This is a genomic window from Clostridium liquoris (assembly GCF_002995785.1).
Lineage (GTDB): Bacteria > Bacillota > Clostridia > Clostridiales > Clostridiaceae > Clostridium_AO > Clostridium_AO liquoris.
This window is the reverse complement of record NZ_PVXO01000060.1, coordinates 1-25,180: the sequence shown is the minus strand read 5'-3', so window position 1 is coordinate 25,180 and position 25,180 is coordinate 1. Positions and strand designations below refer to the sequence as shown.

Sequence of the window (25,180 nt, the reverse complement as noted above, 5' to 3'; positions counted from 1 at the left end):
ATAGCATAATCAAGGGGAATTTTGGTACCTATGTATCCTTTAAAAATTGTTCATTTTCAGCTGCAGTAATAGAAGTTATATCCTCGCATATTTCTTTTAATGCATTATCTACATCTTCATCATCTGTGAAGTCATTTATGTAGCTCTTATGGCTTCTTACATTGGTTCTTACCTCCTCCATGGCTAACTTCTTCCTATCTTCTTCATCTTCAGGGATAGGATAGCGCTTATCCAATACTATGGAATACTCTAGGTTATTCCATTCTGGATTCCATAGTTTATAGCATTTAAATTTACTGCAAGCTTCTACTAATAATCTAAGCATACTCCTAATGTTAGGTTCCCAATCATGCCATTTTTCTTCACTTCTAGCTATTAAGTCATTATATATATATTTGATAGTTTTTGCTGATGGAACATTTTTAAGCTTGTCATCAGTAGGTATGCTTAATTTGTCATGCATACTTTTATCTAAAATATCAAGGAACATTTTAACTGGTTCAGCATTGCTAAATGAACTTTCAACTCTTTGGGCTGATGCTTGTCTCCCATCTATACTAACTAGGGGCATTAATGCATTAGGAGCTATTCTACAAGCATTTACTGTATCATCTGTTGCATCAATTACAGCCGTTTGTCCAAACATCAGGAATCTTAAAGCATCATTAAAGTCTGATAACCTGTGATTATAGCTATTTTGTAGCGGTTTTAAATCTGTAATATCACTTTTACCATTTTTATTTATTAAATCCTGTTCATTAATCATTATCCAGCAAGGTATCTTACTTAATTTTGTATCTATGGTTTTTGCTTCTATAGGATTTTCTAAATCTAAATTATTAAATGTTTCTATAGTTAACAAACATGTTTCTTCTAAGCTTTTTTTATTGACCTTGCCCATTTTATAAGTATATCTACTCCATATCTCAGTAGTATTTATTTTTTGTTTTAATCTAACAAATGTAACTGATAAAAGCTTTCTTGGATCTTTTGGATCTAGCTCATAATTAAAGTCATTTACATCATGGTAATATAATCTTATTTTTTCTTCAGGGTTGGCTTCCATTCTTAAAAGTACTCTTCTAGTTACAGTTGCTAATCTAAAAGCCTTCATCGTTTCACTCCAAAACTGGCTACCACTAAGAATATCATCTATAAATATTCTTAGTTCTTCACATGTGCTTTTATCTTTACTATGCCTTGGTTTAAATAATAAAACAGGTTCTTCCCCTAAAAAGAAACGAGCCTGCCTATGAATTAATGATTTTATTTTATTGTCTATAACTTGTGAAGGAACATAATCCAAATCATCAGCGTTTATCCAGCTTTGACCTAATAAAGTTTTATCTAATAAAGCTTTATCTTTATCAGTTACTGCACCATGATAAAAATAATAATCTGCTTTAATTTCCTCTAATTCTTTCTTTTGATCATCAGTAAATTTTAATAAAGTTTGTTTTATATCAGCCATTAGAACACATTTCCTCCTCTCTTTTTATATTGTTTAAGAATATTTTCTTTAAGTCCCATGCCTTTTTCATATACCTTCTTATCATAAGATACTGTTCTATCATAAAATGTTAATGCTACTGCATCAGCTCGATCCGGTGAAGTTAACCCTCTTTTCCTCATGCCTTCTTTAGACTCAAGTATAAGTTTACCTTTACTTGTTATCCTATATTTTCTAGTAGTAAGCTGGCTTATTAATCTTTCATCCTGAGGTAATTGTATTTTAGGCTTTTCATTTCTCATATGAGCTGAAAAATTTTCTTCTAAGGTATCCCTAACTTCTCCCCATATGCATGTACCTAAATTAGCATAGTATAAATCATATGATTGCCCACCATTATTTACTGGGATAACATCAATAGGTAAATTCTCTTCTTTTACTACCTCTTCAAGCCTATCTGTTACTCCACCTCCTACACCAGTATCATCAATCTTAACTTTACATCTTTTAAGGAATGGATACTTTTCAAAATAACTTCTGAATGTTTTTATTATATAACCAACAGTAACCATTGTGCTTTGCTTACTATATGAATTTAATTTAAATACCTTATCACCTATTCTAGGAGCAATAATCGTTTCATCCAACCCATATCTAGCAACGTCCACTCCAAAATGAAGAATAAAATCTATTGCTTCAAGCTCATATTGTGTTGCTAATTCAGCATACTCTAAAGATATAAATGTATCGAGATCACCTTTAGGAAATTCGCCTAAAACTCTTACCCTGTAGACATCGCTATCCTCATGGTATTTCTCCTTAAGCATTTCAATATTTTCTTTTGAAGTCCTAGGACTATCTAAGCTACTTACTTTATGAATTTTATAATGAGCCCTATCTCTATTATGGCTATCATAAAAAACTCCACTTGTTTTATTAGGGTTTCCACACATTAAGAGCTTATTTTCCGCTCCTGATAAAGTACCAAGTATAGCTTCCATAATGGGGTCAGCAACACCAGAAGCTTCATCAATTACAAAAAGCATATAATCTTCATGGAATCCTTGCATATTTTCTGGCTTTGTTGCCGTTTTAGCAGTAGCAAACCATCTTTCCTCTTCACCTATCATATATATTTTAGTCTTTGTCCATTTAAGGAAGCCTTTAACCTTGCTCTTGTTAAGCCATTTAGCAACCTCTGCCCAAAGTACATCATATAACTGCTGCATTGTTGGGGCTGTAGCTACTACTTTAGGGAATGGTCTGCAACATAAAAACCATATAATTATAGTCGCTTCTAATCCTGTTTTACCTACTCCTTGGCCACTCCTTACAGATACCCTAGGAGTATTTGCAATGTCCATCATTACTTTAGCTTGCCATTCATCAGGATAAAAGCCTAACATATCCTCAGCAAAAGCTACTGGATTATCCCAATAAATATCTAATAATTCAACAAATATATTAGAATCATCCATTTGAATTCACCTCAGATTGTTGCTTCTTTTCTCTACGTTTAGCAATCTCCTGAATAGCTGATTTCCAATCTTTAATACCAGCTTTAGATTTTTCTTTATCTAATCCTTCTAATTCTAAATAGTTTTTAATTAAACTTCTTAACTCTGATATAGCTCTACTCTGTGCATTTAAAAAAGTAGCCTGTCTATCCCAAGCAAACTGGAATTCATATTCTTTTTCTTCCGATGAGCCCTTATCACCCCATGAATCTTTTGTCTTTTTTAATTCTTTTATCATTTCATCTTTGGATTCAACATGCATAATCTTTTGTGCCCTTATAATTGCTGCATACTGTATCGTTATTTGATCCCAAAGCATATCTAAAGGAGCTTTTGTTTCTATATCTTGAATAATATCTAAAGTTTCTTCAGGAAGATACTTAGAGAAAAAGCCATGTTTCTCCGCATTCCTATTCCTTATCGGAGCTCCATGGCCTACTGCGTTCTTATTATTTAAGGGCGCACCCTTTTTATTTTTGTGTGCGCCCTTCTTTTTCTCTTCTGACCAACCATATCTTTTTACCCAGGACTTTATTGTATTTAAACTCACTTCATACTTTTCAGCAAGATTTTTATATTTCATACCTTGTAAGTAATCTTGTTTTGCCTGATCTCTTATATCTGGTCCTCTTATATCTGTCATTCTACATAGTCACCACCTCACATGTTGTTTGTTTTGGGCATAGTTTTTTAAGTGCTATATTCTCATTTTGTTTGACACGTGTGCTAATACGTATTATAATATAATTGTAAGGAGGAAGGGGGATGAAACCAAAAGAAATACTAAAAATACTAACTAAAGAAGGCTGGGAGATAAAGAGCCAAAGAGGTTCCCACATCTACCTAGCACACAAAACGAAACCTGGTAAACTGACAATACCTAATCATAACAAAGACTTAAAGCCAGGGACATTAAATTCAATACTTAAACAAGCAGGGCTTAAATAAAAGCCCTCTTGTAAAAAGGTTTAATATAAAAAATAATTTAAAAAATTAAGGAGGTCTTAAAATATGGATACTTTTATTTTCCCAGCTATATTTGAACCTAGCGAAGATGGTGGCTACTGTATTTCATTTCCTGACTTACCTGGTTGTATAACTGAAGGTGATGATTTAAAGTCAGCCATGTATATGGCAAAAGATGCTTTAGAACTTTATATATATAACTTAGAAGATGATAATGAAAAAATTCCATTACCATCTTCTCCTGAAAGTATTAAAGTTTCTAATAATTCTTTTATAGCGCCTATTGAAGCTTATATGCCACTGATAAGAAATGAAATGGCTAATAAAGCTGTCAAGAAAACATTGACTATTCCTTATTGGTTAAATAAAATAGCTGAAGATAACAAAATTAACTTCTCCCAACTTCTTCAAGCTGCCATTAAAGAGCAACTAAAAATTAAAGATTATAAATAAAGTTAATAAAAGCTGTAGATGCAATTATCTATAGCTTTTTTATTTCTGCCGTGACCTAACATGGCTGAAGCCACAAAATTTCGCCCCAACCTAGTAAATTATTTTCTTATTTTATTTGACACGTCTTTAAAGACGTGCTATACTATAATTATAGGGAGGAAAGTTAAATGAAATCTTACTCATCAAGGGATGTAATTAAGATACTCAAACAGCATGGCTGGTACTTAAAAAGAGTGATCGGCGACCATTACCAATACACTGATGGGCATAAATTAGCAACCATTAGGCACCCTGTTAAAGATTTAGGTATAAAAAACATAAAGAGTATTGAAAAACAAACGGGGATTAAATTTTCTTAATCCCTCCCTTATCCCTTGAAAGTTTAATATATATTATTAGGAGGTTAAGCTAACATGAAAAAAGATGTTTATATTTATCCAGCTATATTAACTCAATATAAAGACAATGTAGGTATAACTTTCCCTGATCTACCTGGTTGTGTTTCAAATGCTGACAATATGGATGATGCTGTTAAAAGTGCTAAAGAAGTCTTAGCATTGCACTTATTTGGTATGGAAAAAGATAATATTGAAATACCAGGCCCATCACCAATAAATAAAATTAAAGTCAATAAAAATGAAATACCTTTACTAGTAGATGTTTATATGCCATTATATCGTGAAGCTATTCAGAATACTTCTGTTAAAACAACTGTTACTATGCCTCAATGGTTGAAAAATTTAGCCGAAAAAAACAGTATAAATTTTTCACAAGTTATTCAATCAGCTCTTAAAGAAAAACTTAATATTAAAAACTAATAATTATCTCAGCCATATGGATGTGAAATTAGTTCACATCCATATGGCTATAGGCATAAAAATAAGCACCTAGGTAATGCTGGATGCTTATTCCATATTAATACAATATATTGTAGTGAATTTTATCTAGGCTCACTTGCCTATATGCTTATTATATTACATTTTGAAAAGATTTTAATGCAAAACAAATTCATATTTAATGCAACTTTAATTCATACTTTCTTTTCTTAATGGTATTTGTATTATATCATTGTTGTCTATATTCTTAGGCTTTAATTTTCCATTGTCTAGCCCTAACAACATTTCAATTTCTTCTGTTGGTAACGTCAATCCTCTATTAGACAGTTCTTTTAGTATACCACTTTCATCTAAAATATCATTATCTATTAAGATGTCAATCGCTCTTCTTAAAACTGTTGGTCTATTCATTATCAAAGTATCATCTAAAGGTTCACATTTTCTCCATCCAAGTTTGCTCATTTTCTTCATAGCAACCTGATATGAACTATTAGTAAGTATACCTAAATGATTTGCTCTTACCAACATAGCAGAAATTGAGGTCTTCCATTTCTTCTTTAACTGTTTATAGTAGTTCAAATCTGTTGGATATATACTCACATCCCTACCAAAACTATCCCTTGGCAATAGAAATGCTGAAGCAAAAGTATGTGCCTCATTTTCCATATTTCTAATCTCTTCTTTAGTGAGATCTTCCACATCTAAGAAACTATCATGCATTACTATATGCCCAAGCTCATGTGCAAGACTAAATTGTCTTCTCGTAGCTGAATGCTTGTCATTCCCTAATACAACTATAAAATGTTTTTCCCCGTTTATATTTTGTTGCTGACTATATGCGTCTATAGTATCAGTATTAGTATTCATTGACGTGACTATTACACCATTTTTTTCGAGCACATATACTATATCTTTAATAGGCTCTTCTCCAAGTCCCCAATGCTCTCTGAGTTTTATAGCCATTTCTTCAATTGTCAGATCTGCTTTAAACTCAGGCAAATTTAATTTAGGAAATTCTATATATTCATCTAGAAAACTAAAAATTTTCCCTATTAATTTAGTTTTTTCTTTCTGAATGCTTTCCTCCCTTTTAGTCATTTTACTTGATGATCTAAAATAAGTATTCCCTAATTCTATATTTATATCATCGTCTTCGTAAAAATATTCATGTGGAAATTTTAAAACATTTATAAGTTTCATTAATGTTTCAAATAGTGGGAATGATCTTCCATTTTCAAATTGAGAAATTGCTTGTTTAGATATTCCTATGTCTTGAGCCAAGTCTGCTATAGTTTTCCCCCTATATTTCCTTGCGAATTTAAGTCTTTCTCCATTAAAATTACTATGTCTTTTTTTACTAGTATTTAACATTTTACCTGTTAACCTCCTAAATGCTAAATGTAACTAATTCCCATCAGTATTTTTTTTACCCCTATCATCTTTCTCTTTTTTAGCAACCATGTCTTGTTCTTTATATTCCCTAGGTTTCCCTTTTCTAATCTTTAATTCAATTGGTGGATTTTTATCAGATTTAACAATTCCACCTTCTTTAGTATCACTAATCTCTGTAATAGTAGGAACAATATACTTATTCCAATTATATGTTTTAAAAATATCTAAATCATATGTTGCCAAGTTACCTGATATTGAATCTACTCCATTAGCATTTTCTGTGAAAAGTATATCTACACACCATTTAATTTCATCTTTTATATCACTTAACATGCTTTCTAAATCATCAAATATATGTTCCGATGAAGGTTCCTTTGTAGGAAATAATGAAATTTGTTTTGGTTTAGATATAGTGATAAAAGGTTTATTTGAATTTATAGAATTTAAAACTTTAACATAATGATACATACTTTCATGATCATTCTTTATAGTGTTAAATCTATCTTTTTTTAATATAATATATAAAATCTTGCTTCCCAAATTATAAATTGCTACAAATCCCCATAATGCACTCCTACAGATTTCATAACATTTAAATGGCTTGTCAGAAAATAATACTTCTATATTATGAAATAAATAGTTCCATCTATCCTGATATCTACCATTATTGATATTAAAGCCTCTTCCATTCAATTCTTGATATTGTTGTTCTTTAGAATCATTTATTGCTTTAATCACCAATCTAACATATCTCTCAGCCAAAACATCTTTTGGAATAGAACTTTTTAACACATAACCCACCCTCTAATTAAATTAATATAGTAATCATACCATATTTTAAAAATTAGTCAAGTAAATCAATGTATTATTGTATATTAATGAAGCAACTGCATATAAATTTAACCAATACATTTTATCCATTCATCCCAATTAATAATATTTTGAACTAATTGTTTTTTTACTCTTGTAGCTGTAGATTGTGACATACCAAACCTCATCCCCAGTTGCCAGTCCGTTTTTCCATATTTATATTTTTCTTTTAAAAACTCCTGATCCTCAACTCTTAGATCTTTTATATTAGCTTCAATAAATGCATTATCTGCTTCAATATTCCTGATAGTTTCTTCTATATCAGCGGTCTGTTCTTTTTTCCAAGCTTGTTCCTTTAGCAACTTATCCGTTATATGCATGCAAGCTCTCTCGGCATAACTTTCGTCGGTAGGACTTGTTTGAACCCTTTCATTATAGCCAACAGCTCTTGATTCTTCGGGGAGGTCCACATCAACATTTCTTAACTTGTACTCTATTTCAGATATTTGCTTTTTCAAAATCTCTAACCTTTTATTTAGAACACTCACCCTTTTATCTTTATTGAAATAATTAAAAAGTTTTTGTTCCATCTCTTTAAATGCTTTATCGTCTACCATACCGAAATCCTCCCCTAAAATCTTAATTATTATCTATGTTTAGCCTTAAATATTTTTACACCTAAGTCATCTTTCCTTAGCTATTTTTGCATGTTTTTATTAAATCCGTTCTTTCTATCTCTACGCTCTTAACCTTTCTAATCGCATACCTGGCACTTAATATCCCTACTACTAAACATACTGCCATAGAAATATATATTAACGCTACTACTCCCATCATTTAGCCTCCTTTAAGAGTTCTGGATTTCCATAGCCCATTTTAACGGTATAGATTTCCTATTTGCTGTTAAAATAAAGTTACAGAGTGTTTGTACCTTTATTGCATAAACACGCTGTACACCCCTAAAATTGAGTATAAAATAAGGGTATATATTCCTATAGCTACTAGCTTTAATCATTCCTTCTAGTTGGTTTTTTCTTATGCCACTTAGTGGAATACTCACACCTTGATAACTCTTAAGCTCTAAGAGAAACAAGTTGTTATTTGCCATAACTTCAAAATCACATATGTTATGAGCTTGAAATCTAACATTCTGGTTCTTCTCTCCTGCAAAATTTGCTGTTCCATCTCTGAATCTATATATCCAACACCAGTCTGGCACTGATTTTTTAAAATCTTCTTCAAATATTTTGCCTAAATTTTTATCCATCTAAAACCCTCCATATATGTTATCTCTCCTGGTAGAATTAGCGATAGGACTACTTTTCCCGGATACACTTTTCTTTAAGAAAGCTATTGCTCCATCTGCATCTCTTTGCTTTTTTCTATTTTTCATTTCTAAGTCTTTTCTATACCTAGCCATAAACTCCGCCTTAGTCATTACCTTAATACTCATAAAATCACTTCCCTTATTATTATTACTTGATTATCATATGATAATCAAGTAATAATAATTTACAACAATACTCACATATGGCCTTATTTTTTGAAATGCAGGCTAACTGTTTGAATTTAAACTATAGATAATTGTTCAAATTCACTTTTGTTTTCAGCTAACATTTGCTCTTTTGCTTTCTTATAAAAATCTTTAGATATTTCAAATCCATAACTATTTCTATTTAATTCCCTAGCTGCTCTTAAGGTTGTTCCACTCCCCGCTACTGGATCTATTACAACGTCGCCCTCATCTGTAAATATCTTTATAAGTTGTTTTAAAAGATTTACTGGCTTTTGGGCTGGATGTATTTTAGGATAAACCTTTGTTTTATCTCTGTGCCACTCAAACCAATTAAAAATCATTTTCCCATTATTCCTGAACTTCGGAAGCTTTTCACGGTACAACACTAATGCATATTCAGTTGCACCACAAATTCTCATATTTGCTTTAAGCACCTGAGGACTATAGTTCTTGCAAAAAATCAAAGGTATGTTATGCTTAAATCCATATTTTTCAGCGTATTTAATTACTGTTTGTATTTGTTCAAAAGAACAAAATACAATCATACAAGGCGCATCTGATGATTTCCCTCGCCCATTGCTTTTTTCTGGCTCTTTTTTTAATAGTCGATTACAAAAATGGAAGTACTCAGCAATATTAAAATTAAAATCGCTATTAAATGCAGCTTTCTTAGCTAACTTACTCTCCCCATTTTTGTTATCTCCACCCTTGTACCACATTGGATTACTTCCGTAAAAGTTATTCCCAATGTTATAAGGTATATCTGCTATTACCAGCTGTGCTTTTGGTATCCCATATCTTTTATAATTTTGGAAATTATCATTGTATAACTCTGTTTTAATTTTTTTACTACTTCCCATTTTCTTTCCCTCCACGTCTGGAGGTGTGGCCACACACTTTATCTAGAATTACTCCATTTTAATATTTTGGATTTACGTCGTCTAAATTTCAGATTCTGTCTTATCTTAAGAACATTTCTATAAACTGCTTTCTATTTACTCCTAGCCTTATACAAGCTTCATCTAGCGCCTTATCTATGCACGCCTTATAATCTTTACCTGTTCTCTCAACTTCCTGCTGTGCTAGCTCTGCGGCTATATTAACAACCTTTCTTCTTAACTCTTTCATGTCCATATCTCCTATTTTATTTTTATCCCCCTGAAGGATAATCCCATAAATTCTTTGCTTATATGGTCTTTTAGTTCCTTTTTAAATTCTTTTAAGTCTAAACTATTCTCTAGCATTTCCACCCTTTTGTTTAGCTTGTCTATTTCTTTTGCTATTACGGTAGCTCCTGCAGCTACCACCACTAAATTTGCTATAAGTAATGTATTTGTTAATATTTCCATTGTTTACTCCTCCTTAACTATTACTTTTTTACCACAAAGCTTTTCCAGTGCTTCTTTATATTTTTGAGTAATCATTCCAGCTACAAAACTACTTGTTGCTACAATCTCAACTTCTTTCTCATGCTCTGTAATTTTGCAATTAGAAAACCATGTCTTATAAGCTATTTCTCCAAAGCTATTTAAAATAAGTTTTTCTATTTTAGACAGATTGGATGGAGTAGAAGGAGGTTGAGGTGGTTCTTCTCTTATTCTCTTATTCCCATTATTATCATTATTTATATTATTATCATTATTGTTAGTGTTTTTCTGTTGTACCTTCGGTTGCCTTTCTGTTGTACCTTCTGTTGTACTTTCTGTTGTACTTTCTGTTGTACCACAACCTTGGTAAAAGCTATAGTTTTCAATGCTTAAGCTTGTACCTTTTGGTGACCTTTTAAGTGTAATCATCCGTTCCTCAACTAGTACCTCCAAAAAGCCCCTGACCTTATTCCTGCTCCACCCCCATCTGTCCGCCAATTCTTGGTCAGATGTTAGAAAACTTCCTCGTTTTATTTCAATTAATTCACCTTTTGAAAATGTCTTTTTATCTTTATGGTTGGTTTGAAGGAGAAGGTCAATCCAAGCTTGTCCTCTAGCGAATGGCTTATCTTCCCACAACCAACCATCTTCGATTTTCCTATATATACTTATCCATCCTTTGTTGGTTCCTTCCCCTGCCATGCTATTTGCTCCTTTAAATATATTAAATTTCTGCTGTTTTCTTAAAGTCTAAAATGCAGTCTTCACAAATGTTCATTTCGCAAATATTGTAGTATTCTTCACCTTCATATATACCCTCACCACATATGTCGCAAGTGTCAACTATCTGCGCTTGTGGTTGCTCATAACGATAATCATAACAACAATCTGGGATATTACTCATTAGTTACACCTTCTTCAAATGGGGTACCCTCAAAATCAACATCAAAGTCTGCCTCTACATACTCAACATTCTCTTTAATGTTCCCGGTTTCTAGCACTTCACTTTTTATAGTTTCTTGGTCTGCTGTGTAAGCGTTTTGCATTTCAATGCTTAAAATTCCCCATTTGCTTAACATATTCCTAAGCACTGTTTTTTTAGCCATAGCATCAAAGTCTTTTTTCCAACCAAAGTCTGATTTACTAAATTTATTTTTATGTTTGGTTATTTGTTCTTTAGTCCAATAGGTTGATTTTCTAAAGCCATTTATTAATTCAAAATATCCTGCATAACCTATAATTGCATCTGACTTTTTTTTCTCAAAATCAATCCTTAATTCTTCCGTGAGAGGATTCCATTCAATTAATTCACCTTCATGTATTTCTATTACATTTATAGATTTATACTGCCCTGTTCTAAGTGCTAGTTGTACATATCCTTTATAACCAAGCTGGAATTGTGCTTTATTGCCATAAGGTACTACCCATGCATATCCTAAATTTTTATCAACTGGAAGATCCAAAGTAGCAGCAACCATACAACTTGCTATTACACTCATCTGGTCACACTTTTTAAGATTTGCATCTCCGTTAACTAGATTAACTATAGAACTCATATATTGTGGTGCTCTCTGTTTTAAAACTTCTTCAAATCTTTTTTTAATTGCTGGGCTTTCTAATAACCCCTTTACTGTATTACCAGCACTCCCTACTCCTGTTTCCTTTCTAGTTGCTAGTTGATTCTTTAATTCACTTGCTGTTGTCATGTTAATTTTCCTCCTTCAAGTTTTTAATAGTAAATCTTCTTGACATACTTTCTTTACATACTTTTTTATAAACATTTGGGTACTTTTCTTTTAGAAGTTTACTGTCTATTCTATTAGAGCTAACTGCCTTCCAACTAACTTTAAACTGTGGAGTATAGCCTATTTCAGCTTCTCCAAGTTCATTTTTTATGTTATTCTCAATTTCTTTTGCCTGGTTCTCTAATTGCTTAATTGTGTTCTTTAGCTCTAAAAGCTTGTCTATTTTTTCTGTATATTCCGACTTTAAATCAATACTTAGCTCTGAATTTGATCCCTTATATTTTTCTGAAAGATATTTCTCTGCAGCGCTACTTCCATCCAAAGCTGGTGGTATTCTCTTCTCAACATGTTCCATCCAAAAATCTTTTTCAATTTGAACAATAATCCTTATTAGTTCGTCATCCCTCGGTATCTCTTTCCAAACAAATCTCTGCCCACCTATTAAAACAGCTATATAACCCTTTTCCGCTCCTGTAACTTCTAGATAGTGTTGTACTTGTAATAAATAGCTTGCTGGTATTTCTTCACTTTCCCATTCTTTAGCTAAGAATTGGTTAGCTGTTTTACATTCCAATACTGCATTTTCTCCCACTACTCTCCTGTCAATATTTGCAACCATAAATGGATATGATGGATGCTGAAAATGTCTTCTATCCCTTCGTACTTTTTTACCTGTTCTCTTTTCAAATTCTTTAGCGACTACTTCTTCGAACTGATCTCCCCAGTATGCTGATTCGCTTTGCTCGTTAACTTCTTGTATTTCCTCTGTCTTTTCTAAATAAATTTCGAACGGTGTTTTCCACTTATTAACTCCCATTATTGCTCCAACATCACTTCCGCCAATACCTTTTTGTCTTTCTTGGAGCCATTTAAGCTTATCCATCTTTACAAAACCTCCATTTCCATGTAAACTGTAGTTAGTGTTTTTTAATTATTGGCCCTCTGCAAAGGGCTTTTTTTTTATTTCTCCTTAACACTTGGAAAATAGTATCATCTGTTGTAAAATATATTTTTGCTATTCCCTTATAAGTAAGCCCTTGTTTTCTAAATCTCTTTATGTCCTCTATATCATCACTAGTCCATATAAATTTAGGCTTATTATTATGTTTTCTTGATTTACCATCCAAAAGCCTATCCAAATATTTAAATGCTGTCTCTTGCGGGCATTGCTTTTCTATTGCTATATGCAAAGCTACAAGATTTTCAAAATACATTTTTAGCTACACCTCCTAAGCACGTTAATTGTTCTTAAAGATATTCCTAAAACCTCATAAAGATTTGTCCTTTTGCCGAACCTGATTTGGTTAAGCTTTATATACTCGGTAACGGAATCCATAAGCTCTTTAAACTCTGCATCCGTGGATGTAATTCCGTTATCTTCTAATAACTTTCTTATCATATCCGTCCCTCCTGCATTTTTACTTTTCGCCCCCATCATGGTAGAATTTTGGTGAAAGGTGGTGATTATTTATGGTTAAGTTTTTATGGGATTTAAATATTGAGGATATACCCTGTGGTTGGGAATCTATTTATCAAGAAGCTCTTAGGGATTATCCTGACGGTAAAGTTGCTGAAACTATTAGTCAATATGGTGATGGCGAACCTAGTGTCGAAAAACATTTATTTAATCCTGTTAAATGTAGAGAAATACTTATAAATAAGTTCAACCAACTAAAGCTTGAAGCAATCGAACTTTACAACAAGAGGGATGTATTGGATTTTAAAATATGTTGTAATAGATTGTTCCAAATTGACATCTTCCTATATAGCATATTGAACGAATGGACTAATATAGATGATGTTTTTGCCAACGATAGTTTCCAACCCGATAACAGTTTAAATGATATTAAAAGTTATGCCCAAAATACCTACTTTGATAATTCTGATTCACAATTTAATAATTTAAAATTTATTAATCTATAAAATGTTCTTTTATAATTAATCTAGGATGTGCCATATAATCAAGTATGAAACCAAGTAATTTATCACTGTTTATATTGGCACTTTCTCCTTTTCTTAGCTTGATTACTTGCTTACGAGATATGCCTAAAATTTCACCAGCCTTTTGTATCTCTGTATTTCTAACAGCATTGGTTAATACTACTTTTAAAATGTTGCTCATATTCTCACTCCTTTCGCATATACATATATTGGGCGAGTATATCCCTAGATTGATAAAACAGTTTTTTATAAAAGGCTATTCAGCCTTAGTTAATTATTTGCTATATGCTAAATTCTTTATTTCTTGTAGGCTCAAATTTAAAGTGCTTAACTTATCAAAAATATAATAAGTAGTTACTCTTACATTCTCTATATCTTCTTCTAACATAAATCTATATAGGTCTCTAAAGTTTCCAAAAGTTCCATACTGTGTTTTCAGTTCTAACATTTTTATCCCCTTTAATTATCCTTATAGTGTTTTCTTTTCTTTGCTTATATTTTCTAGCCAATTATCTAGTAACTCTTTATTAATTAGAAACTTTTTACCTACTCTAAAAGCTGGAAAATCTGAATTTGTACTATGCGCTAATTCCATGAGCTTGTCTTTTCCTATGCCGCTGTATTTAGCACACTCTTGTATTGTCATAGTTGCTTTTTGGGGTTCAGGTGCCGCTTCTTTAACGGCATCCCTTATAATGTCTTTTAGCTGTTCTGCTGTAATATCCATCTATATTTCCTCCTTTTAATTTAATTTTTAATTACAAGCTGTTTCTTCTTTTGCTTCATTCTCAATAGTTGGTGATATTCCATTCTTCCTAAGTAAGTTATATAAAAATAATCTACCTTTTTGTGTCCACTTAGTGTTCATTTTTATATCTGGTTTACCATCATTTCTGACAATATCTACAGTTTCGGAATGTGTGTATCCCTTACCACTATGCTCTTTATATAAAAGCCATTGATTACTTTGTTTATATTGCACTTTTAAGTCATGCAATAACCTATTTAACTCTATTCCAGTCATTCCATAATCTTTAGCAATTTGTGTTATTGTTACAAGCCCTTTGTTCTTTAAAATTCTATCTGTATAGTCTGCTCTAGGTTTCAGCTCTCCTATGATTTGCTCTTTCTGCTTATTTTGTAATTCAAGTGCCTTGCGTTGTTCTTTTTCCTCCTTAAGTTCTGTTGCCAATTTTATAAGAAAATCAGGGTTTGTTAATACCTTTTCCAAAGTATCATCTGTCATAAATGCTCCATGTATTCTTATTTGTGGCAGCACTTCTGATGTAACCCATCTTTTGAACCTCTTTGCTGTTGGTAATTTTGAACTTAATACTAAGCTATATAACCCGCTTTCATTTATAATTGTTAATCCTCTATTTGGAATTTCTAAGGTGGTAATTTGCCCCTTTTGAATTATAGTTTTATCTTCATTATCTATATGTTGTCTTATAGCATCCTTGGTATCTTTATACCCTAAGCATTTAGCCACGTCTTTTCCTACAAACCAAGGTTCGTTTTTGAGTATCAAAGCTCTTACTTCTCCGAACTGTTCATTCTTAAAAACCTGTAAATCATTACACACTTTTTATATCCTCCTTTTGTACCTTTTCCCATAATATTTGTAAAACTAAGCTATTTTTACTTATTCCTATCTTTTGTGCCCTAATTGACAGTTTTGTATTTAGTTCACTTGGCATTCGTATTGTAAGTCTTTGCTTTAAATTCACTTTGCCGTCACCTCTTATCATTATGTTACCATGCCGTCATTATGCCGTCAATACTTTTTTTAAAATGTTTTCTATGCTATAATAGTGATGTCATTATGACGACTTTTAAAAGGAGGTTTTTTAATGACTTCTCAATTACCTAAATTTACATTACGTATACCAAAAGAGTTATTAGACAAATTGAAAATTATAGCTCAAAACAACGGCCGTTCCGTAAATAAAGAAATTGAAATGGTTTTAAAAGAATATACACAAAAGAATTTAAAATAATATCACTTTTCTTTTAACGTTTGGCTAATTGATAATAAGATGTATGCGTTAACTGACATCCCTTGTTGATTAGCCTTTCCCTTAATTTCTTTCAATAGTCCATCTGGTATTGTTAATGTATATTTTTTTATTAATGGTTCCTGGGCAACTTCTTTTTTGTTTTGATTTTTTTCTAAATTGCTCATTTAATCACTCTTCCTTTTAATTTAATTTTTAATTACAAGCTGTTTCTTCTTTTGCTTCATTCTCAATAAATTTATTAATGAAGTACTGCTGCCCTTTACCAGTAATTTTTGGTGTTTTATTTACACTTATGTGTCCATCTGAATGTGTGATAGATGTCTCCTTGATTTCAAACAGTCCCAGTTCCATAGATTTCTGTGTTGGCATATTATAATCAGTACCTTTACGACTTATCAGATATCCATTATCCCTGAGCCATTGAAATAGCCTGTTCTGCCCTATATCATATCCATTTTGCTTAATAATCTTTGCAAGCTCTCCGACCAATATTGAAGTTCTTGAAGCTGTAACACTATCTGCAAATATGACCTTTGGCTTATCTATTTGGATTTTATCTTGCAATTCAATAACTTTCTTATTTGCAAACTCCAAAGCTCTCTTCATAATCATTTCAGGACTGTTCCATGCTTTTTCTACTGCTATAAAATATTGTCTTGCCTGCTTACCTTTTCCATTTCTCTGTATCATTGCTATTTCTTTTGCCATGTCTAATTTAATCGCATGGTCTACAATTTCCTGTTCTCCTCCAGGGGTAGGACATTTTTGGGACACCCTTATATAATCTTGATTTTCAATAAAACCATAATCAGTCATTCGTGGAAACCACTTTCTATATTCGGTTTTTATTCCCAAAAACTCATGCAAATCCCTACCACTTATTATTACCTCACCAGTTTCATTTTCTTTTAATGGTATAAGTTGTTGATTATTAAAAATCTGTAAGTTGTTCATCTTATCCCCTCCTTTAACTATTTCTAAATCCTAATCTTGCCCCTTTGCTTTCTTGTTCAATTCTTTTAACCTTATTTTTATCTGCTTGCCTTTCTAATGTTAATGTTTTTAATGCCATTTAAGTTCCTCCTTTTAATTTAGATTTTTGGTATCTGATTTTTCAAATAATTTTTCTAAAGTATACTCTGGGGCAACGATATCTCTTATTTTTTTTACTTCACTCCATGTAAAATCTGTTTTCCCATTTAACTTATTTCTTAGTGTTTTTTCAGAAACCCCAATTTTTTCAGCTAATTTCTTTCTATTTAGGCCCTTTTTTACTATTTCTCCTAATAGTTCGCGGTACATTTTATCATCTCCATTTACCATTAACGGTTTGTTTAATCATATAATATACCCTTCAACGGTAAAAGTCAATGCCTTTTTTAAAATATTTTTATATTTAACGGTAAAATAATAGTTGACGGTAAAATATTACCGTTATATAATGTATATCAAGGGAGTGATAATATGGGACTAGAAATTATAGAAGAATTAAAAAAGAAAAAGAATCTTACATCAAAGGAACTTTCCGAAATGTCTGGAGTGCCATTGGGAACTTTAAACAAAATATTAAATAGAACTACCAAAGACCCTAAATTAGAAACGCTAAAAGCTTTATCAAAAGTATTAGGGTGCACACTTGACGATTTTGATGATGACATTGAAATTAAAGATAAAAAAGAAACAACATTAATATCAAACTTCAATAAACTAAATGAAACCGGTAAAGATGAAGCTATCAAAAGAGTATCTGAATTAACTGAAATAAATAAATATACACAAGAAGAAAATGAAATTTATACCTTAGCAGCACATGATGATGGATTATCCCCTGAAAAATCTAAAGAAAGATTAAATAAAGCAAAAGAGATTTTTAAAGAGATGGATGAGGAATAATCTCATAAGGGGGTTACATGACAAAATACGAAAGTTTATTAGTTGAAGCTGAAAAACATAAGATAAAAATTAAAGAGATAGATTTTGGGGATTGTGAGGAATGTGGCTATTACTCTAATAATAAAGTATTAATAAATAGAAATTTACTTGATAAACAAAAACACGTTATTCTAGCGGAAGAATTAGGGCATTATAATAAAACTGTAGGTAATATTACCAACCAAAACAAAATTGAAAATGTAAAACAGGAGAAGAAAGCTCGCAACTGGGGTTATGAAAAATTAGTAGGTATTATTGACATAGTAAATGCCTATAATAGTGGTGCCAGAAATAGATGTGAATTAGCTGAATACCTAGAAGTTACAGAGGAATTTTTAGAGGAAGCAATTCAGCATTATAGAGAAAAGTATGGCGCCTACTTTGAAATAGATAATTACATAGTAATGTTCGAACCCCATTTTGGGATTATAAAAAAGTTTTAACCCATTAAGGTTAATATAAATATCTTAAATGAAAAGGAGATTGATAAAGATGGAAAGCGATAAGACTTTTGATTTAATGTCTAAAATGTATTCTGAAATGAACAACAAGTTCGACAAAATGACTTCAAGAATGGATAACATGTATTCAGAAATGCAGAAAATGAATAACAGGCTCAGCAATGTTGAAAGTAATGTTAAAGACTTAAAAGCTGATACTGCTAAAAGCTCTATATTACTTGAAAAAGTTGATAGCAATGTAAAATTACTTGCAGAAGGTCAAGAATCATTCAGGAGCCAAATAGGGCGCAATAATAATGATGATAAGAGAAGTATAAATGACAGACTTGATGTTATAGAGCTTGCCGTCAGCAATACATCTAAAACATTAGGCCAAAACTTTAATAAACTAAGTGAAAAAATAGATGATTTACAAATTGACGTTAATACCACTACTTCTAAGGCAGTAAAAACCGAAAATAAAGTTATTGAATTTGAAAGACGCTTAGATGAAAAGATGCAAGGTTAAGAGCTAATTGGATATAAGTATAAAAAGTAGAGGAGACTGATAAAATGGAAAATGAAAAAATATTTGAGCTTATGGAAAAGATGTATGCTGACTTGAAAGGCGACATCAATGACTTAAAAGGTGACATCAATGGTTTAAAAGATGGTCAGGATAATTTAAAAAAAGGTCAAGATGATTTAAGTTCCCGATCAGCTAATGTTGAAACAGAAGTTAAAAAGAACTCTGTATCCCTTGAATCTATAGAAAATAAGATTAATACTGTTGCTGAAGTCCAAACTGCTCATAAAGAACAAAATGAACTTTCTTTTAAGAATTCAGATGCTATGGTTAACGAACATTTTGATTTAGTTGAAACAGCTTTAAAAAGTACGACACAAGATGTAAAGGAAAGCAAGGAAACTATTGAAGCAATGAAGGATATTATCGGGCATCATCAAGTAGATATTGAGATATTGAAACGTAGACCTGTTTAAAATTTATGAAAGGGAGAATGATAAAAATGGAAAGTGAAAAAATATTTGACTTAATGGAGAAGATGTATGCTGACTTAAAAGATGGTCAAGATAATTTAAAGAAGGGGCAAGATGATTTAAGTTCTCGATTAGCTAATGTTGAAAAAACTGTTATTAAAATTGAGAATGAACATGGAGAAAAACTTAATGCATTATTTGATGGCTATAAGCAAAATAGCGAACAGCTTAACAGAATTGAACATGAAGTTGCAAAACACGAAGAAGTTATTTTGAGAAGAATTAAATAAGGGGTAGATATTATATAGCACGCAAAACTAACTATAGCAAAATATAACACAAGAAATCCGTTAAAAATAATTTCTTATTTAGACATCAAAGTAAAATATAAAGATTTAAATGAAACTAAAGGCTTTGGAGCAAATAATAAATTTATAGAAGGAAGGGGAAGCTTATGGCGCGTAAGACTAACTACACCAAAAACGGTAATGATTATTTTAGAGTAACAACCTCTATAGGGAGAGATGCTAATGGTAAGCTAATTAGGAAAGAATTCTATGGTAAAAGTAAAACAGAAGCTGAGGATAAACGTGATGAATATATAAATAATATAAAAAATGGTCTTAATATAAATTATAAAGATACAATATTAGGGAATTTAATGCACACTTGGTTATTTGAAGTTGTGAAAATAAAAGTTAAACCAACTTCTTTTGAACGCTACGAAGGAATATACAGAAATTATATAAAAGAAAGTGAATTATATAGCTTAAAACTATCTGACTTAAAATCCCTTCAAGTTCAAAGATACTATAATAATCTTTACAATAATGGTAAAAGCAGTAGTTCAATAAAAAGCCTAAATAAATTATTAAATCAATTTTTAAATTACGCAGTTGATGAAGGATATATTTTAAAGAATCCTTGTTCTGGTAAAAAAATAATTATTCCAGGTAAAAAAGATGTTAAAGACACAGAAATTGCAATATTTACTGATGCTGAAATAGACACTTTAAAACAAGCTTTAAATGGGCACAGATTGAAATGCTTAATACTTATGGCTTTGGGTACTGGTTTAAGGCAAGGAGAACTCCTAGCATTAAAATGGAGTGATATTGACACAGACTTAAAGGAAGTTAAGGTTGAAAAAACTATAAAACGTGTAAAAATAATAGAATCTGATGGTTCTTCAAGACATGAAGTTATAACCCAGGCTCCTAAAAGCAAAACATCTAATAGGATTGTTCCTATTCCTTCAACCTTAATTCCTGTTTTAAAAGAACATGAGAAAGAACAAAAATTAGAAAAAATAAAAGCAGGTCCTTCCTATTTGGATAATAATTTTATTTTCGCTACTGCAACTGGAAATCCTTTAAGCACTAAAAATTTATTCATGAGTTATAAAAATCTATTAAAAAAAGCTAAAATACCTCACAAGAAATTTCATGCCTTGCGTCATACTTATGCCACGAAATTATTTGAAGCAAATGTCCCTCTTAAAACTGTTCAAACCCTTCTAGGACATTCTGACATTTCAATCACAGCTAATATATATACTCATGTAATGCCTAAAGAAAAAATTTCAGCGGTTGAAAAATTAAATAGCTTATTTATATAAATTTAGATGAGGGAATAAATGTGGGAAACTACTTTGTTTATATCTTTTTATTTTTATACTTTTCTAATGTGGGAATAGTGTGGGAAAATGCAAAAATAAAAGAGCTTACATCTTTGTAAACTCTTGCATTTCAACATATGGTAGCTCCAAGGGGAATCGAACCCCTGATTCCACCTTGAGAGGGTGGCGTCTTGACCGCTTGACCATGGAGCCATAATATTTAATTTATCTCACTCGGATATTATATAATACATATTCAATTTAGTCAATAATAATTTGGGATTTTTTTATAGATTGCATAGTACATTAGAAAAGAATTTTTGCCATAAGCAAAAATTCTCTCCCTATTTATTCTCTCTACTCTGTTATCTGTGCTCTGTACTCTGAACTCTGTTCTCTGTTCCCTGAATTACCGCCCCAATAACTGCTCCAATTAAAGCAGGTAGTACCCAAGAAAATCCTTGTGACGCAAATGGAAGCTTATTAATAATGTTTTCAACAAATGAAATTTTAATTCCTATAGAACTTAATGAGCTAAATATACTTACTATTAAAGCCCCATATACTGCCCCTGCATATATTTCCCTTTTATTTATATATTTAGATAGCAAACTAGTAATAATAAGTACTATTACCACAGGATAAGCAGTTACAAGTACCGGCACTGCTAATTTAATTATAGTTTCAACCCCATAATTGGAAATAAAGCAGCTAAATACACATATAGCTAAAACTAATGATTTGTAGCTTACCCTTTCCTTACTTAACTTGCTAAAATAATTTGCTGCAGTTGCTGTAAGTCCAATAGATGTAGTAAGGCATGCTATGGATATGGCTCCTCCAAAAATAATTTTGCTCCAATCTCCTAATAATCCTTGTGTTATGGAGATTAATAATCCCGTTCTTGCAGTATCTTTAGGGAAAATTCCACTGGAAGTAGCTCCTATATATAATAATCCGCCATAAACAGTGCCAAGGCATATAGCTGAAACAATACCAGCTTTTATTGTCATATTTATTTGATCTTTTCTAGTTTTGTATCCTTTTAAAATCAAATCTCCTACAACCATTTGAGCCATAATAATAGAACCTAATGCATCCATGGTTTGATATCCCTCTGTAAATCCTTTTGAAAAAGCATTTTCTAATCCAGTATTAACAGGGCTTCCAAGAGGCGTAATAATACCTTTAAATATAATAATAAATAAAGAAACCAATAAAAATGGTGTCAATATAGCTCCAATTTTATCTACAACGGAAGTTTCATTTACAGCAAAAATGAAAGTAATGCTAAAGTAAATTATTGAAACTAATATAGGACTAGCATTACCAAATAAGGGCTGCACTCCTAATTCAAAAGTAGTAGCCCCTGTTCTAGGTATACAAAAGAGCGGCCCTATAGATAACATTATAACGGAACAAAGTATTGTACCAAATGATTTTCCTACTTTATTGGTTAAATCCTCTGTTCTACCCCCAACTAATGCTACTGATACTATTCCCAAAAGAGGAAGGCTTATACAAACAAGCAAAAATCCAAAAGCAGTCCATAACCACTTATCCCCAGAAATAAATCCTAGTGTAGGAGGGAATATTAAATTTCCTGCTCCGAAAAAAATTGAAAAGAGTGCAAAACCTGTTACTAATACGTTTTTTAAATTTTTACTCATAGTTTCCCCCTTGTATTTTTAGTTGACAATTGACAATTAACAGTGGACAGTTAAGGACCTATAGGCTGTCAATTGTCCTCTGTCAACTAAGAAAAGTATAATGTACTTTTCTTAAGTTTCGTAGTATAAAAAAAACGCCCCTGCAAGGGACGAATAATATCGTGGTACCACCCAATTTAATGTAAATAAATTCTCTATTTCCTTAATAACGTTAGGAACCCGGCTCAGCTTACTTATAATAATATTTTCAGCTTACAATTCAGGAATGAATTTTCATTATATTTATTATACGGTTTGCAGCAACCACCGTCTCTCTTCATAACTCCTATAATTACTTTTTTCCTTCAATATCTTTAGTGTATTTAATTATTATGAATATTTTATAAAAAATATATTTACAATTCAAGTGAAAATTCACTTGAATTTAACCACATATTAACTTATATATGCTTTTTTCTCTCCTATACTTCACCATTCTGCATGACTTGCTTTTTATTTTATTTTAATCCACATATATATGTAGAGTATACTCATAAAAGAATATATATATTCCACAAAACTTAACTTATTTTTGATTCCCGCTATATATTTTTCTAAAATATTATTAAACTCCATATCCACTTATCTCCTTTTCTTTATTTTATACCTACTTATTAGTATAAAGTAAAAAAAATAATATGAAAATAGAAATCCAAACTTTTTATTAGAGCTTATTTATAAATTCATTAAATAGGCTTTCCATTTCTTTATTTTTTAGAAACATCTTTTCTGGATGCCACTGTACTCCTAATATTGTTGTACCCCCCAATCTTTCTATAGCCTCTATTACTCCATCTTTTGATTTTCCGCATACTACAAATCCTGGAGCTACATCTTTTACAGCTTGATGATGAAAGCTATTAACAACTATTGTTTCTCCTAATATTTCCTGAAGTTTTGTTCCTTTTTTCATAATGACAGTATGTATTCCAACATCATATCTGGATTTTTGATTATGCTGTATATAAAATTCATTTTTATTAGGCAAATGTTGATATAAAGTTCCTCCATAAGCCACATTTATAGCTTGTATACCCCTGCAAATTCCCAAAATAGGTTTTTTTAATTCTTCACAAGCCTTTATAACCATCATATCATAGTTATCTCTTTCAGGAATTATAACCCCTCCTAATATTTCAGATTCTTCCCCATAGTAAAGCGGATTTATATCAGAGCCACCTGTTATTATAACCTTGTCTACTAATTTTATCTGTTCTTTTACCATAGGATAATCTTGAATATAGGGAAGAATTATTGGAATTCCTCCACTATGTATTGCCGCTTCTATATAATCCTCATTAGAATATATTCTTTGGTAACTAGGAAAACCATCCTCTCTAACAATTTCAATGTTTGGTACAATACCAACTAATTTTTTCTCCATGATCATACCCCCAAATCTATATTTTTTATAGTTTTTGTATTATATATTTTATACCCCTTTATAAGATTTGAATATTTATCTAAGATTTTCATATTTAATTTGCCTTCATATATTATACCTAAGGCATCCCCACTGTGTGCACCTATTACACCATATCCACCTATTTCATCTTTTATTCTAAGAAGTAAGGGTAATATAGGATAACTTAACCTTTTCTCATTTCTAATAATGCTTTTTGTAGCACAGCAACCTATAGTTTTTATATCATTATTTTCTACTGCTTTTATTAACATTTCTCCTAGGTCTTCAATATTACTTAAAGGCGGAAGTGATCTTTTGTTAAATTCCACTGTATCAATTATCCTATTTCCTTCAAAAACTAGTATATTAAATTCACAGTAATTGCCTATTTTCCTTTTGTATTTTCCTTCTTTATAATCAAATATAGTCATTTCTTTAAATATTATGCTGTCAGTTGGCTCAATATTTATACAATTTCTTATAAATTCATCTTCTTTAAATTCTTTCTTAAATAATTTTAAAAGAGAATAATATACTCCGCACAAATCTGCAGTACTACTGGCAAATCCTTTTCCTTCAGGTATATTGGATTTGATTTCTATATCAAAATTCTTTACATAATCTTTATATCCCCATTCTGTAAGTAGGTTACTTAAAAAATTTGATGACTTTAAGTGATTATATTTAGACTTTGCTTTTTTGCTCTCAAAAACTTTTACTTCCGTGAATAAATCTATAGGACATGAACATAAAATATCTTTGTCCTTTATTTTACCTTGAATTATTTCCCCAAAACTCGCCGGATAATGTACTACAGCTTCCATAACTAACCTCCTTACAATTGCTTTTCTTTTAAAATATTATGCAATTTTAATTTTAACAATGGATAGATACTATGTAAATAGGCAAATGAAAAACCTTGTAAATAAAGGGTTTCCTTAGAGTATAATTTTAGTAGGCAAAAGTAGTAATAATTACTGCTTAAAAAATTAAAAGGAGATACAAAAAGTATCTCCCACATACATAAAAAATCCATTATAATGTAAGTTGATATTACTATACA

General features: G+C 31.2%; 41 protein-coding genes, 1 tRNA gene and 1 other annotated feature. Of the genes, 12 read left to right on the top strand and 30 right to left on the bottom strand.

What is annotated here, in order from left to right; all coding sequences use genetic code 11:
• Positions 1-28: 28 nt before the first annotated feature.
• Genes CLLI_RS11205 through terS form a run of 3 tightly spaced genes read right to left on the bottom strand, consistent with a single transcriptional unit; the run spans position 29 to position 3,610 of the window.
• The gene (locus tag CLLI_RS11205) at positions 29-1,471 is read right to left on the bottom strand and encodes a phage portal protein (RefSeq protein WP_106064300.1); all 1,443 of its coding nucleotides are present in this window, start codon (positions 1,469-1,471) and stop codon (positions 29-31) included.
• Positions 1,471-2,928 (bottom strand): phage terminase large subunit, encoded by a 1,458-nt coding sequence (locus tag CLLI_RS11200; RefSeq protein WP_106064299.1) that lies wholly within the window; start codon positions 2,926-2,928, stop codon positions 1,471-1,473. The genes CLLI_RS11205 and CLLI_RS11200 overlap by 1 nt, the downstream gene beginning before the upstream one ends.
• Complete coding sequence (terS, locus tag CLLI_RS11195; RefSeq protein ID WP_106064298.1) at positions 2,921-3,610, bottom strand: phage terminase small subunit; 690 nt, start codon at positions 3,608-3,610, stop codon at positions 2,921-2,923. Before terS ends, CLLI_RS11200 begins: the two co-directional genes overlap by 8 nt.
• A 122-nt stretch (positions 3,611-3,732) precedes the next feature.
• On the opposite strand from terS, the gene CLLI_RS11190 reads away from it, so the two are divergent.
• The 4 genes from CLLI_RS11190 to CLLI_RS11175 all read left to right on the top strand — a co-directional run bounded on the left by CLLI_RS11190 (position 3,733) and on the right by CLLI_RS11175 (position 5,204).
• On the top strand, positions 3,733-3,915 hold the full coding sequence (locus CLLI_RS11190; RefSeq protein ID WP_106064297.1) for a type II toxin-antitoxin system HicA family toxin: 183 nt from the start codon (positions 3,733-3,735) through the stop codon (positions 3,913-3,915).
• A 63-nt stretch (positions 3,916-3,978) separates the two neighbouring features.
• Positions 3,979-4,386 (top strand): type II toxin-antitoxin system HicB family antitoxin, encoded by a 408-nt coding sequence (locus CLLI_RS11185; RefSeq protein WP_106064296.1) that lies wholly within the window; start codon positions 3,979-3,981, stop codon positions 4,384-4,386.
• A 167-nt stretch (positions 4,387-4,553) separates the two neighbouring features.
• A complete protein-coding gene (locus tag CLLI_RS11180) occupies positions 4,554-4,745 on the top strand; it encodes a type II toxin-antitoxin system HicA family toxin (RefSeq protein ID WP_106064295.1) in 192 nt (63 codons plus the stop codon).
• Positions 4,746-4,799: 54 nt separating this feature from the next.
• Positions 4,800-5,204, top strand: a complete 405-nt coding sequence (locus CLLI_RS11175; protein ID WP_106064294.1) for a type II toxin-antitoxin system HicB family antitoxin — start codon at positions 4,800-4,802, stop codon at positions 5,202-5,204.
• Between the two features lie 207 nt (positions 5,205-5,411).
• Here the strand turns inward: CLLI_RS11175 and CLLI_RS11170 are convergent, their stop codons facing one another.
• The 15 genes from CLLI_RS11170 to CLLI_RS11110 all read right to left on the bottom strand — a co-directional run bounded on the left by CLLI_RS11170 (position 5,412) and on the right by CLLI_RS11110 (position 13,451).
• Positions 5,412-6,593 carry a helix-turn-helix domain-containing protein gene (locus CLLI_RS11170; RefSeq protein WP_106064293.1) on the bottom strand — a complete coding sequence of 394 codons (1,182 nt, stop codon included), beginning with the start codon at positions 6,591-6,593 and terminating at the stop codon, positions 5,412-5,414.
• 33 nt (positions 6,594-6,626) lie between these two features.
• Positions 6,627-7,406, bottom strand: coding sequence for a DUF5986 family protein (locus tag CLLI_RS11165; protein WP_106064292.1), 780 nt, complete (start codon positions 7,404-7,406; stop codon positions 6,627-6,629).
• 107 nt (positions 7,407-7,513) lie between these two features.
• The gene (locus CLLI_RS11160) at positions 7,514-8,041 is read right to left on the bottom strand and encodes a hypothetical protein (RefSeq protein ID WP_106064291.1); all 528 of its coding nucleotides are present in this window, start codon (positions 8,039-8,041) and stop codon (positions 7,514-7,516) included.
• 76 nt (positions 8,042-8,117) lie between these two features.
• Positions 8,118-8,261: a hypothetical protein gene (locus CLLI_RS14570; RefSeq protein WP_170063715.1), complete on the bottom strand. Its 144-nt coding sequence runs from the start codon at positions 8,259-8,261 to the stop codon at positions 8,118-8,120.
• A 10-nt stretch (positions 8,262-8,271) separates the two neighbouring features.
• Positions 8,272-8,691 carry a Holliday junction resolvase RecU gene (locus tag CLLI_RS11155; protein WP_106064290.1) on the bottom strand — a complete coding sequence of 140 codons (420 nt, stop codon included), beginning with the start codon at positions 8,689-8,691 and terminating at the stop codon, positions 8,272-8,274.
• On the bottom strand, positions 8,692-8,877 hold the full coding sequence (locus tag CLLI_RS11150) for a hypothetical protein (protein ID WP_106064289.1): 186 nt from the start codon (positions 8,875-8,877) through the stop codon (positions 8,692-8,694).
• A gap of 116 nt (positions 8,878-8,993) precedes the next feature.
• Positions 8,994-9,800: a DNA-methyltransferase gene (locus CLLI_RS11145; protein WP_106064288.1), complete on the bottom strand. Its 807-nt coding sequence runs from the start codon at positions 9,798-9,800 to the stop codon at positions 8,994-8,996.
• Positions 9,801-9,900: 100 nt separating this feature from the next.
• Entirely contained in the window at positions 9,901-10,068 is a 168-nt protein-coding gene (locus CLLI_RS14565; protein WP_170063714.1) for a hypothetical protein, read from the bottom strand.
• An 11-nt stretch (positions 10,069-10,079) separates the two neighbouring features.
• Positions 10,080-10,289: a hypothetical protein gene (locus tag CLLI_RS11140; protein ID WP_106064287.1), complete on the bottom strand. Its 210-nt coding sequence runs from the start codon at positions 10,287-10,289 to the stop codon at positions 10,080-10,082.
• A gap of 3 nt (positions 10,290-10,292) precedes the next feature.
• Positions 10,293-11,009 carry a DnaA N-terminal domain-containing protein gene (locus CLLI_RS11135; protein ID WP_106064286.1) on the bottom strand — a complete coding sequence of 239 codons (717 nt, stop codon included), beginning with the start codon at positions 11,007-11,009 and terminating at the stop codon, positions 10,293-10,295.
• Positions 11,010-11,031: 22 nt separating this feature from the next.
• The gene (locus CLLI_RS11130) at positions 11,032-11,211 is read right to left on the bottom strand and encodes a hypothetical protein (RefSeq protein ID WP_106064285.1); all 180 of its coding nucleotides are present in this window, start codon (positions 11,209-11,211) and stop codon (positions 11,032-11,034) included.
• Positions 11,204-12,013 (bottom strand): recombinase RecT, encoded by an 810-nt coding sequence (locus tag CLLI_RS11125; RefSeq protein WP_106064284.1) that lies wholly within the window; start codon positions 12,011-12,013, stop codon positions 11,204-11,206. The genes CLLI_RS11130 and CLLI_RS11125 overlap by 8 nt, the downstream gene beginning before the upstream one ends.
• A 1-nt stretch (position 12,014) precedes the next feature.
• Complete coding sequence (locus tag CLLI_RS11120) at positions 12,015-12,935, bottom strand: YqaJ viral recombinase family nuclease (protein WP_106064283.1); 921 nt, start codon at positions 12,933-12,935, stop codon at positions 12,015-12,017.
• Between the two features lie 34 nt (positions 12,936-12,969).
• Positions 12,970-13,266, bottom strand: coding sequence for a hypothetical protein (locus CLLI_RS11115; RefSeq protein ID WP_106064282.1), 297 nt, complete (start codon positions 13,264-13,266; stop codon positions 12,970-12,972).
• 2 nt (positions 13,267-13,268) lie between these two features.
• Positions 13,269-13,451 (bottom strand): hypothetical protein, encoded by a 183-nt coding sequence (locus CLLI_RS11110; protein ID WP_106064281.1) that lies wholly within the window; start codon positions 13,449-13,451, stop codon positions 13,269-13,271.
• A gap of 71 nt (positions 13,452-13,522) precedes the next feature.
• Between CLLI_RS11110 and CLLI_RS11105 the strand changes: the two genes are divergently transcribed.
• Positions 13,523-13,975, top strand: a complete 453-nt coding sequence (locus tag CLLI_RS11105) for a hypothetical protein (RefSeq protein WP_106064280.1) — start codon at positions 13,523-13,525, stop codon at positions 13,973-13,975.
• Here the strand turns inward: CLLI_RS11105 and CLLI_RS11100 are convergent.
• The 5 genes from CLLI_RS11100 to CLLI_RS11085 form a co-directional block, all read right to left on the bottom strand.
• Positions 13,965-14,174, bottom strand: a complete 210-nt coding sequence (locus CLLI_RS11100; RefSeq protein ID WP_106064279.1) for a hypothetical protein — start codon at positions 14,172-14,174, stop codon at positions 13,965-13,967. The genes CLLI_RS11105 and CLLI_RS11100 overlap by 11 nt on opposite strands.
• 93 nt (positions 14,175-14,267) lie before the next feature.
• Positions 14,268-14,441, bottom strand: a complete 174-nt coding sequence (locus CLLI_RS14560) for a hypothetical protein (RefSeq protein ID WP_170063713.1) — start codon at positions 14,439-14,441, stop codon at positions 14,268-14,270.
• 21 nt (positions 14,442-14,462) lie between these two features.
• Positions 14,463-14,720 carry an excisionase family DNA-binding protein gene (locus CLLI_RS11095; protein ID WP_106064278.1) on the bottom strand — a complete coding sequence of 86 codons (258 nt, stop codon included), beginning with the start codon at positions 14,718-14,720 and terminating at the stop codon, positions 14,463-14,465.
• Between the two features lie 27 nt (positions 14,721-14,747).
• Positions 14,748-15,578 carry a phage antirepressor gene (locus CLLI_RS11090; RefSeq protein ID WP_106064277.1) on the bottom strand — a complete coding sequence of 277 codons (831 nt, stop codon included), beginning with the start codon at positions 15,576-15,578 and terminating at the stop codon, positions 14,748-14,750.
• Complete coding sequence (locus CLLI_RS11085) at positions 15,571-15,723, bottom strand: toxin-antitoxin system HicB family antitoxin (RefSeq protein WP_242975589.1); 153 nt, start codon at positions 15,721-15,723, stop codon at positions 15,571-15,573. Before CLLI_RS11085 ends, CLLI_RS11090 begins: the two co-directional genes overlap by 8 nt.
• A gap of 123 nt (positions 15,724-15,846) precedes the next feature.
• On the opposite strand from CLLI_RS11085, the gene CLLI_RS11080 reads away from it, so the two are divergent.
• Positions 15,847-15,993, top strand: coding sequence for an Arc family DNA-binding protein (locus CLLI_RS11080; protein ID WP_106064275.1), 147 nt, complete (start codon positions 15,847-15,849; stop codon positions 15,991-15,993).
• 2 nt (positions 15,994-15,995) lie between these two features.
• Here the strand turns inward: CLLI_RS11080 and CLLI_RS11075 are convergent, their stop codons facing one another.
• The 3 genes from CLLI_RS11075 to CLLI_RS11065 all read right to left on the bottom strand — a co-directional run bounded on the left by CLLI_RS11075 (position 15,996) and on the right by CLLI_RS11065 (position 17,316).
• On the bottom strand, positions 15,996-16,178 hold the full coding sequence (locus tag CLLI_RS11075; protein WP_106064274.1) for a hypothetical protein: 183 nt from the start codon (positions 16,176-16,178) through the stop codon (positions 15,996-15,998).
• Between the two features lie 28 nt (positions 16,179-16,206).
• Positions 16,207-16,968: a phage antirepressor KilAC domain-containing protein gene (locus CLLI_RS11070; RefSeq protein ID WP_106064273.1), complete on the bottom strand. Its 762-nt coding sequence runs from the start codon at positions 16,966-16,968 to the stop codon at positions 16,207-16,209.
• Between the two features lie 132 nt (positions 16,969-17,100).
• The gene (locus CLLI_RS11065; RefSeq protein ID WP_106064272.1) at positions 17,101-17,316 is read right to left on the bottom strand and encodes a helix-turn-helix domain-containing protein; all 216 of its coding nucleotides are present in this window, start codon (positions 17,314-17,316) and stop codon (positions 17,101-17,103) included.
• A 162-nt stretch (positions 17,317-17,478) separates the two neighbouring features.
• Here CLLI_RS11065 and CLLI_RS11060 point away from each other — a divergent pair, with 162 nt between their 5' ends.
• From CLLI_RS11060 to CLLI_RS11035, 6 genes are all read left to right on the top strand, one after another.
• On the top strand, positions 17,479-17,907 hold the full coding sequence (locus tag CLLI_RS11060) for a helix-turn-helix domain-containing protein (protein ID WP_106064271.1): 429 nt from the start codon (positions 17,479-17,481) through the stop codon (positions 17,905-17,907).
• 17 nt (positions 17,908-17,924) lie between these two features.
• Positions 17,925-18,389, top strand: coding sequence for an ImmA/IrrE family metallo-endopeptidase (locus tag CLLI_RS11055; RefSeq protein ID WP_106064270.1), 465 nt, complete (start codon positions 17,925-17,927; stop codon positions 18,387-18,389).
• Positions 18,390-18,438: 49 nt separating this feature from the next.
• Positions 18,439-18,915: a hypothetical protein gene (locus tag CLLI_RS11050; RefSeq protein WP_106064269.1), complete on the top strand. Its 477-nt coding sequence runs from the start codon at positions 18,439-18,441 to the stop codon at positions 18,913-18,915.
• A 44-nt stretch (positions 18,916-18,959) separates the two neighbouring features.
• Positions 18,960-19,388, top strand: a complete 429-nt coding sequence (locus tag CLLI_RS11045; protein ID WP_106064268.1) for a hypothetical protein — start codon at positions 18,960-18,962, stop codon at positions 19,386-19,388.
• Between the two features lie 26 nt (positions 19,389-19,414).
• The gene (locus CLLI_RS11040) at positions 19,415-19,675 is read left to right on the top strand and encodes a hypothetical protein (RefSeq protein ID WP_106064267.1); all 261 of its coding nucleotides are present in this window, start codon (positions 19,415-19,417) and stop codon (positions 19,673-19,675) included.
• 164 nt (positions 19,676-19,839) lie between these two features.
• Positions 19,840-21,003, top strand: coding sequence for a tyrosine-type recombinase/integrase (locus CLLI_RS11035; RefSeq protein WP_106064266.1), 1,164 nt, complete (start codon positions 19,840-19,842; stop codon positions 21,001-21,003).
• A 138-nt stretch (positions 21,004-21,141) separates the two neighbouring features.
• Here the strand turns inward: CLLI_RS11035 and CLLI_RS11030 are convergent.
• From CLLI_RS11030 to CLLI_RS11015, 4 genes are all read right to left on the bottom strand, one after another.
• Positions 21,142-21,216, bottom strand: a tRNA-Glu gene (locus tag CLLI_RS11030).
• A gap of 152 nt (positions 21,217-21,368) precedes the next feature.
• The gene (gene brnQ, locus CLLI_RS11025) at positions 21,369-22,673 is read right to left on the bottom strand and encodes a branched-chain amino acid transport system II carrier protein (protein WP_106064265.1); all 1,305 of its coding nucleotides are present in this window, start codon (positions 22,671-22,673) and stop codon (positions 21,369-21,371) included.
• Between the two features lie 142 nt (positions 22,674-22,815).
• Positions 22,816-23,030, bottom strand: a binding site (T-box leader).
• 346 nt (positions 23,031-23,376) lie between these two features.
• A complete protein-coding gene (locus CLLI_RS11020; protein ID WP_170063712.1) occupies positions 23,377-24,096 on the bottom strand; it encodes a gamma-glutamyl-gamma-aminobutyrate hydrolase family protein in 720 nt (239 codons plus the stop codon).
• Between the two features lie 2 nt (positions 24,097-24,098).
• Positions 24,099-24,941, bottom strand: coding sequence for a GHMP family kinase ATP-binding protein (locus CLLI_RS11015; protein ID WP_106064263.1), 843 nt, complete (start codon positions 24,939-24,941; stop codon positions 24,099-24,101).
• Positions 24,942-25,180: the final 239 nt, after the last annotated feature.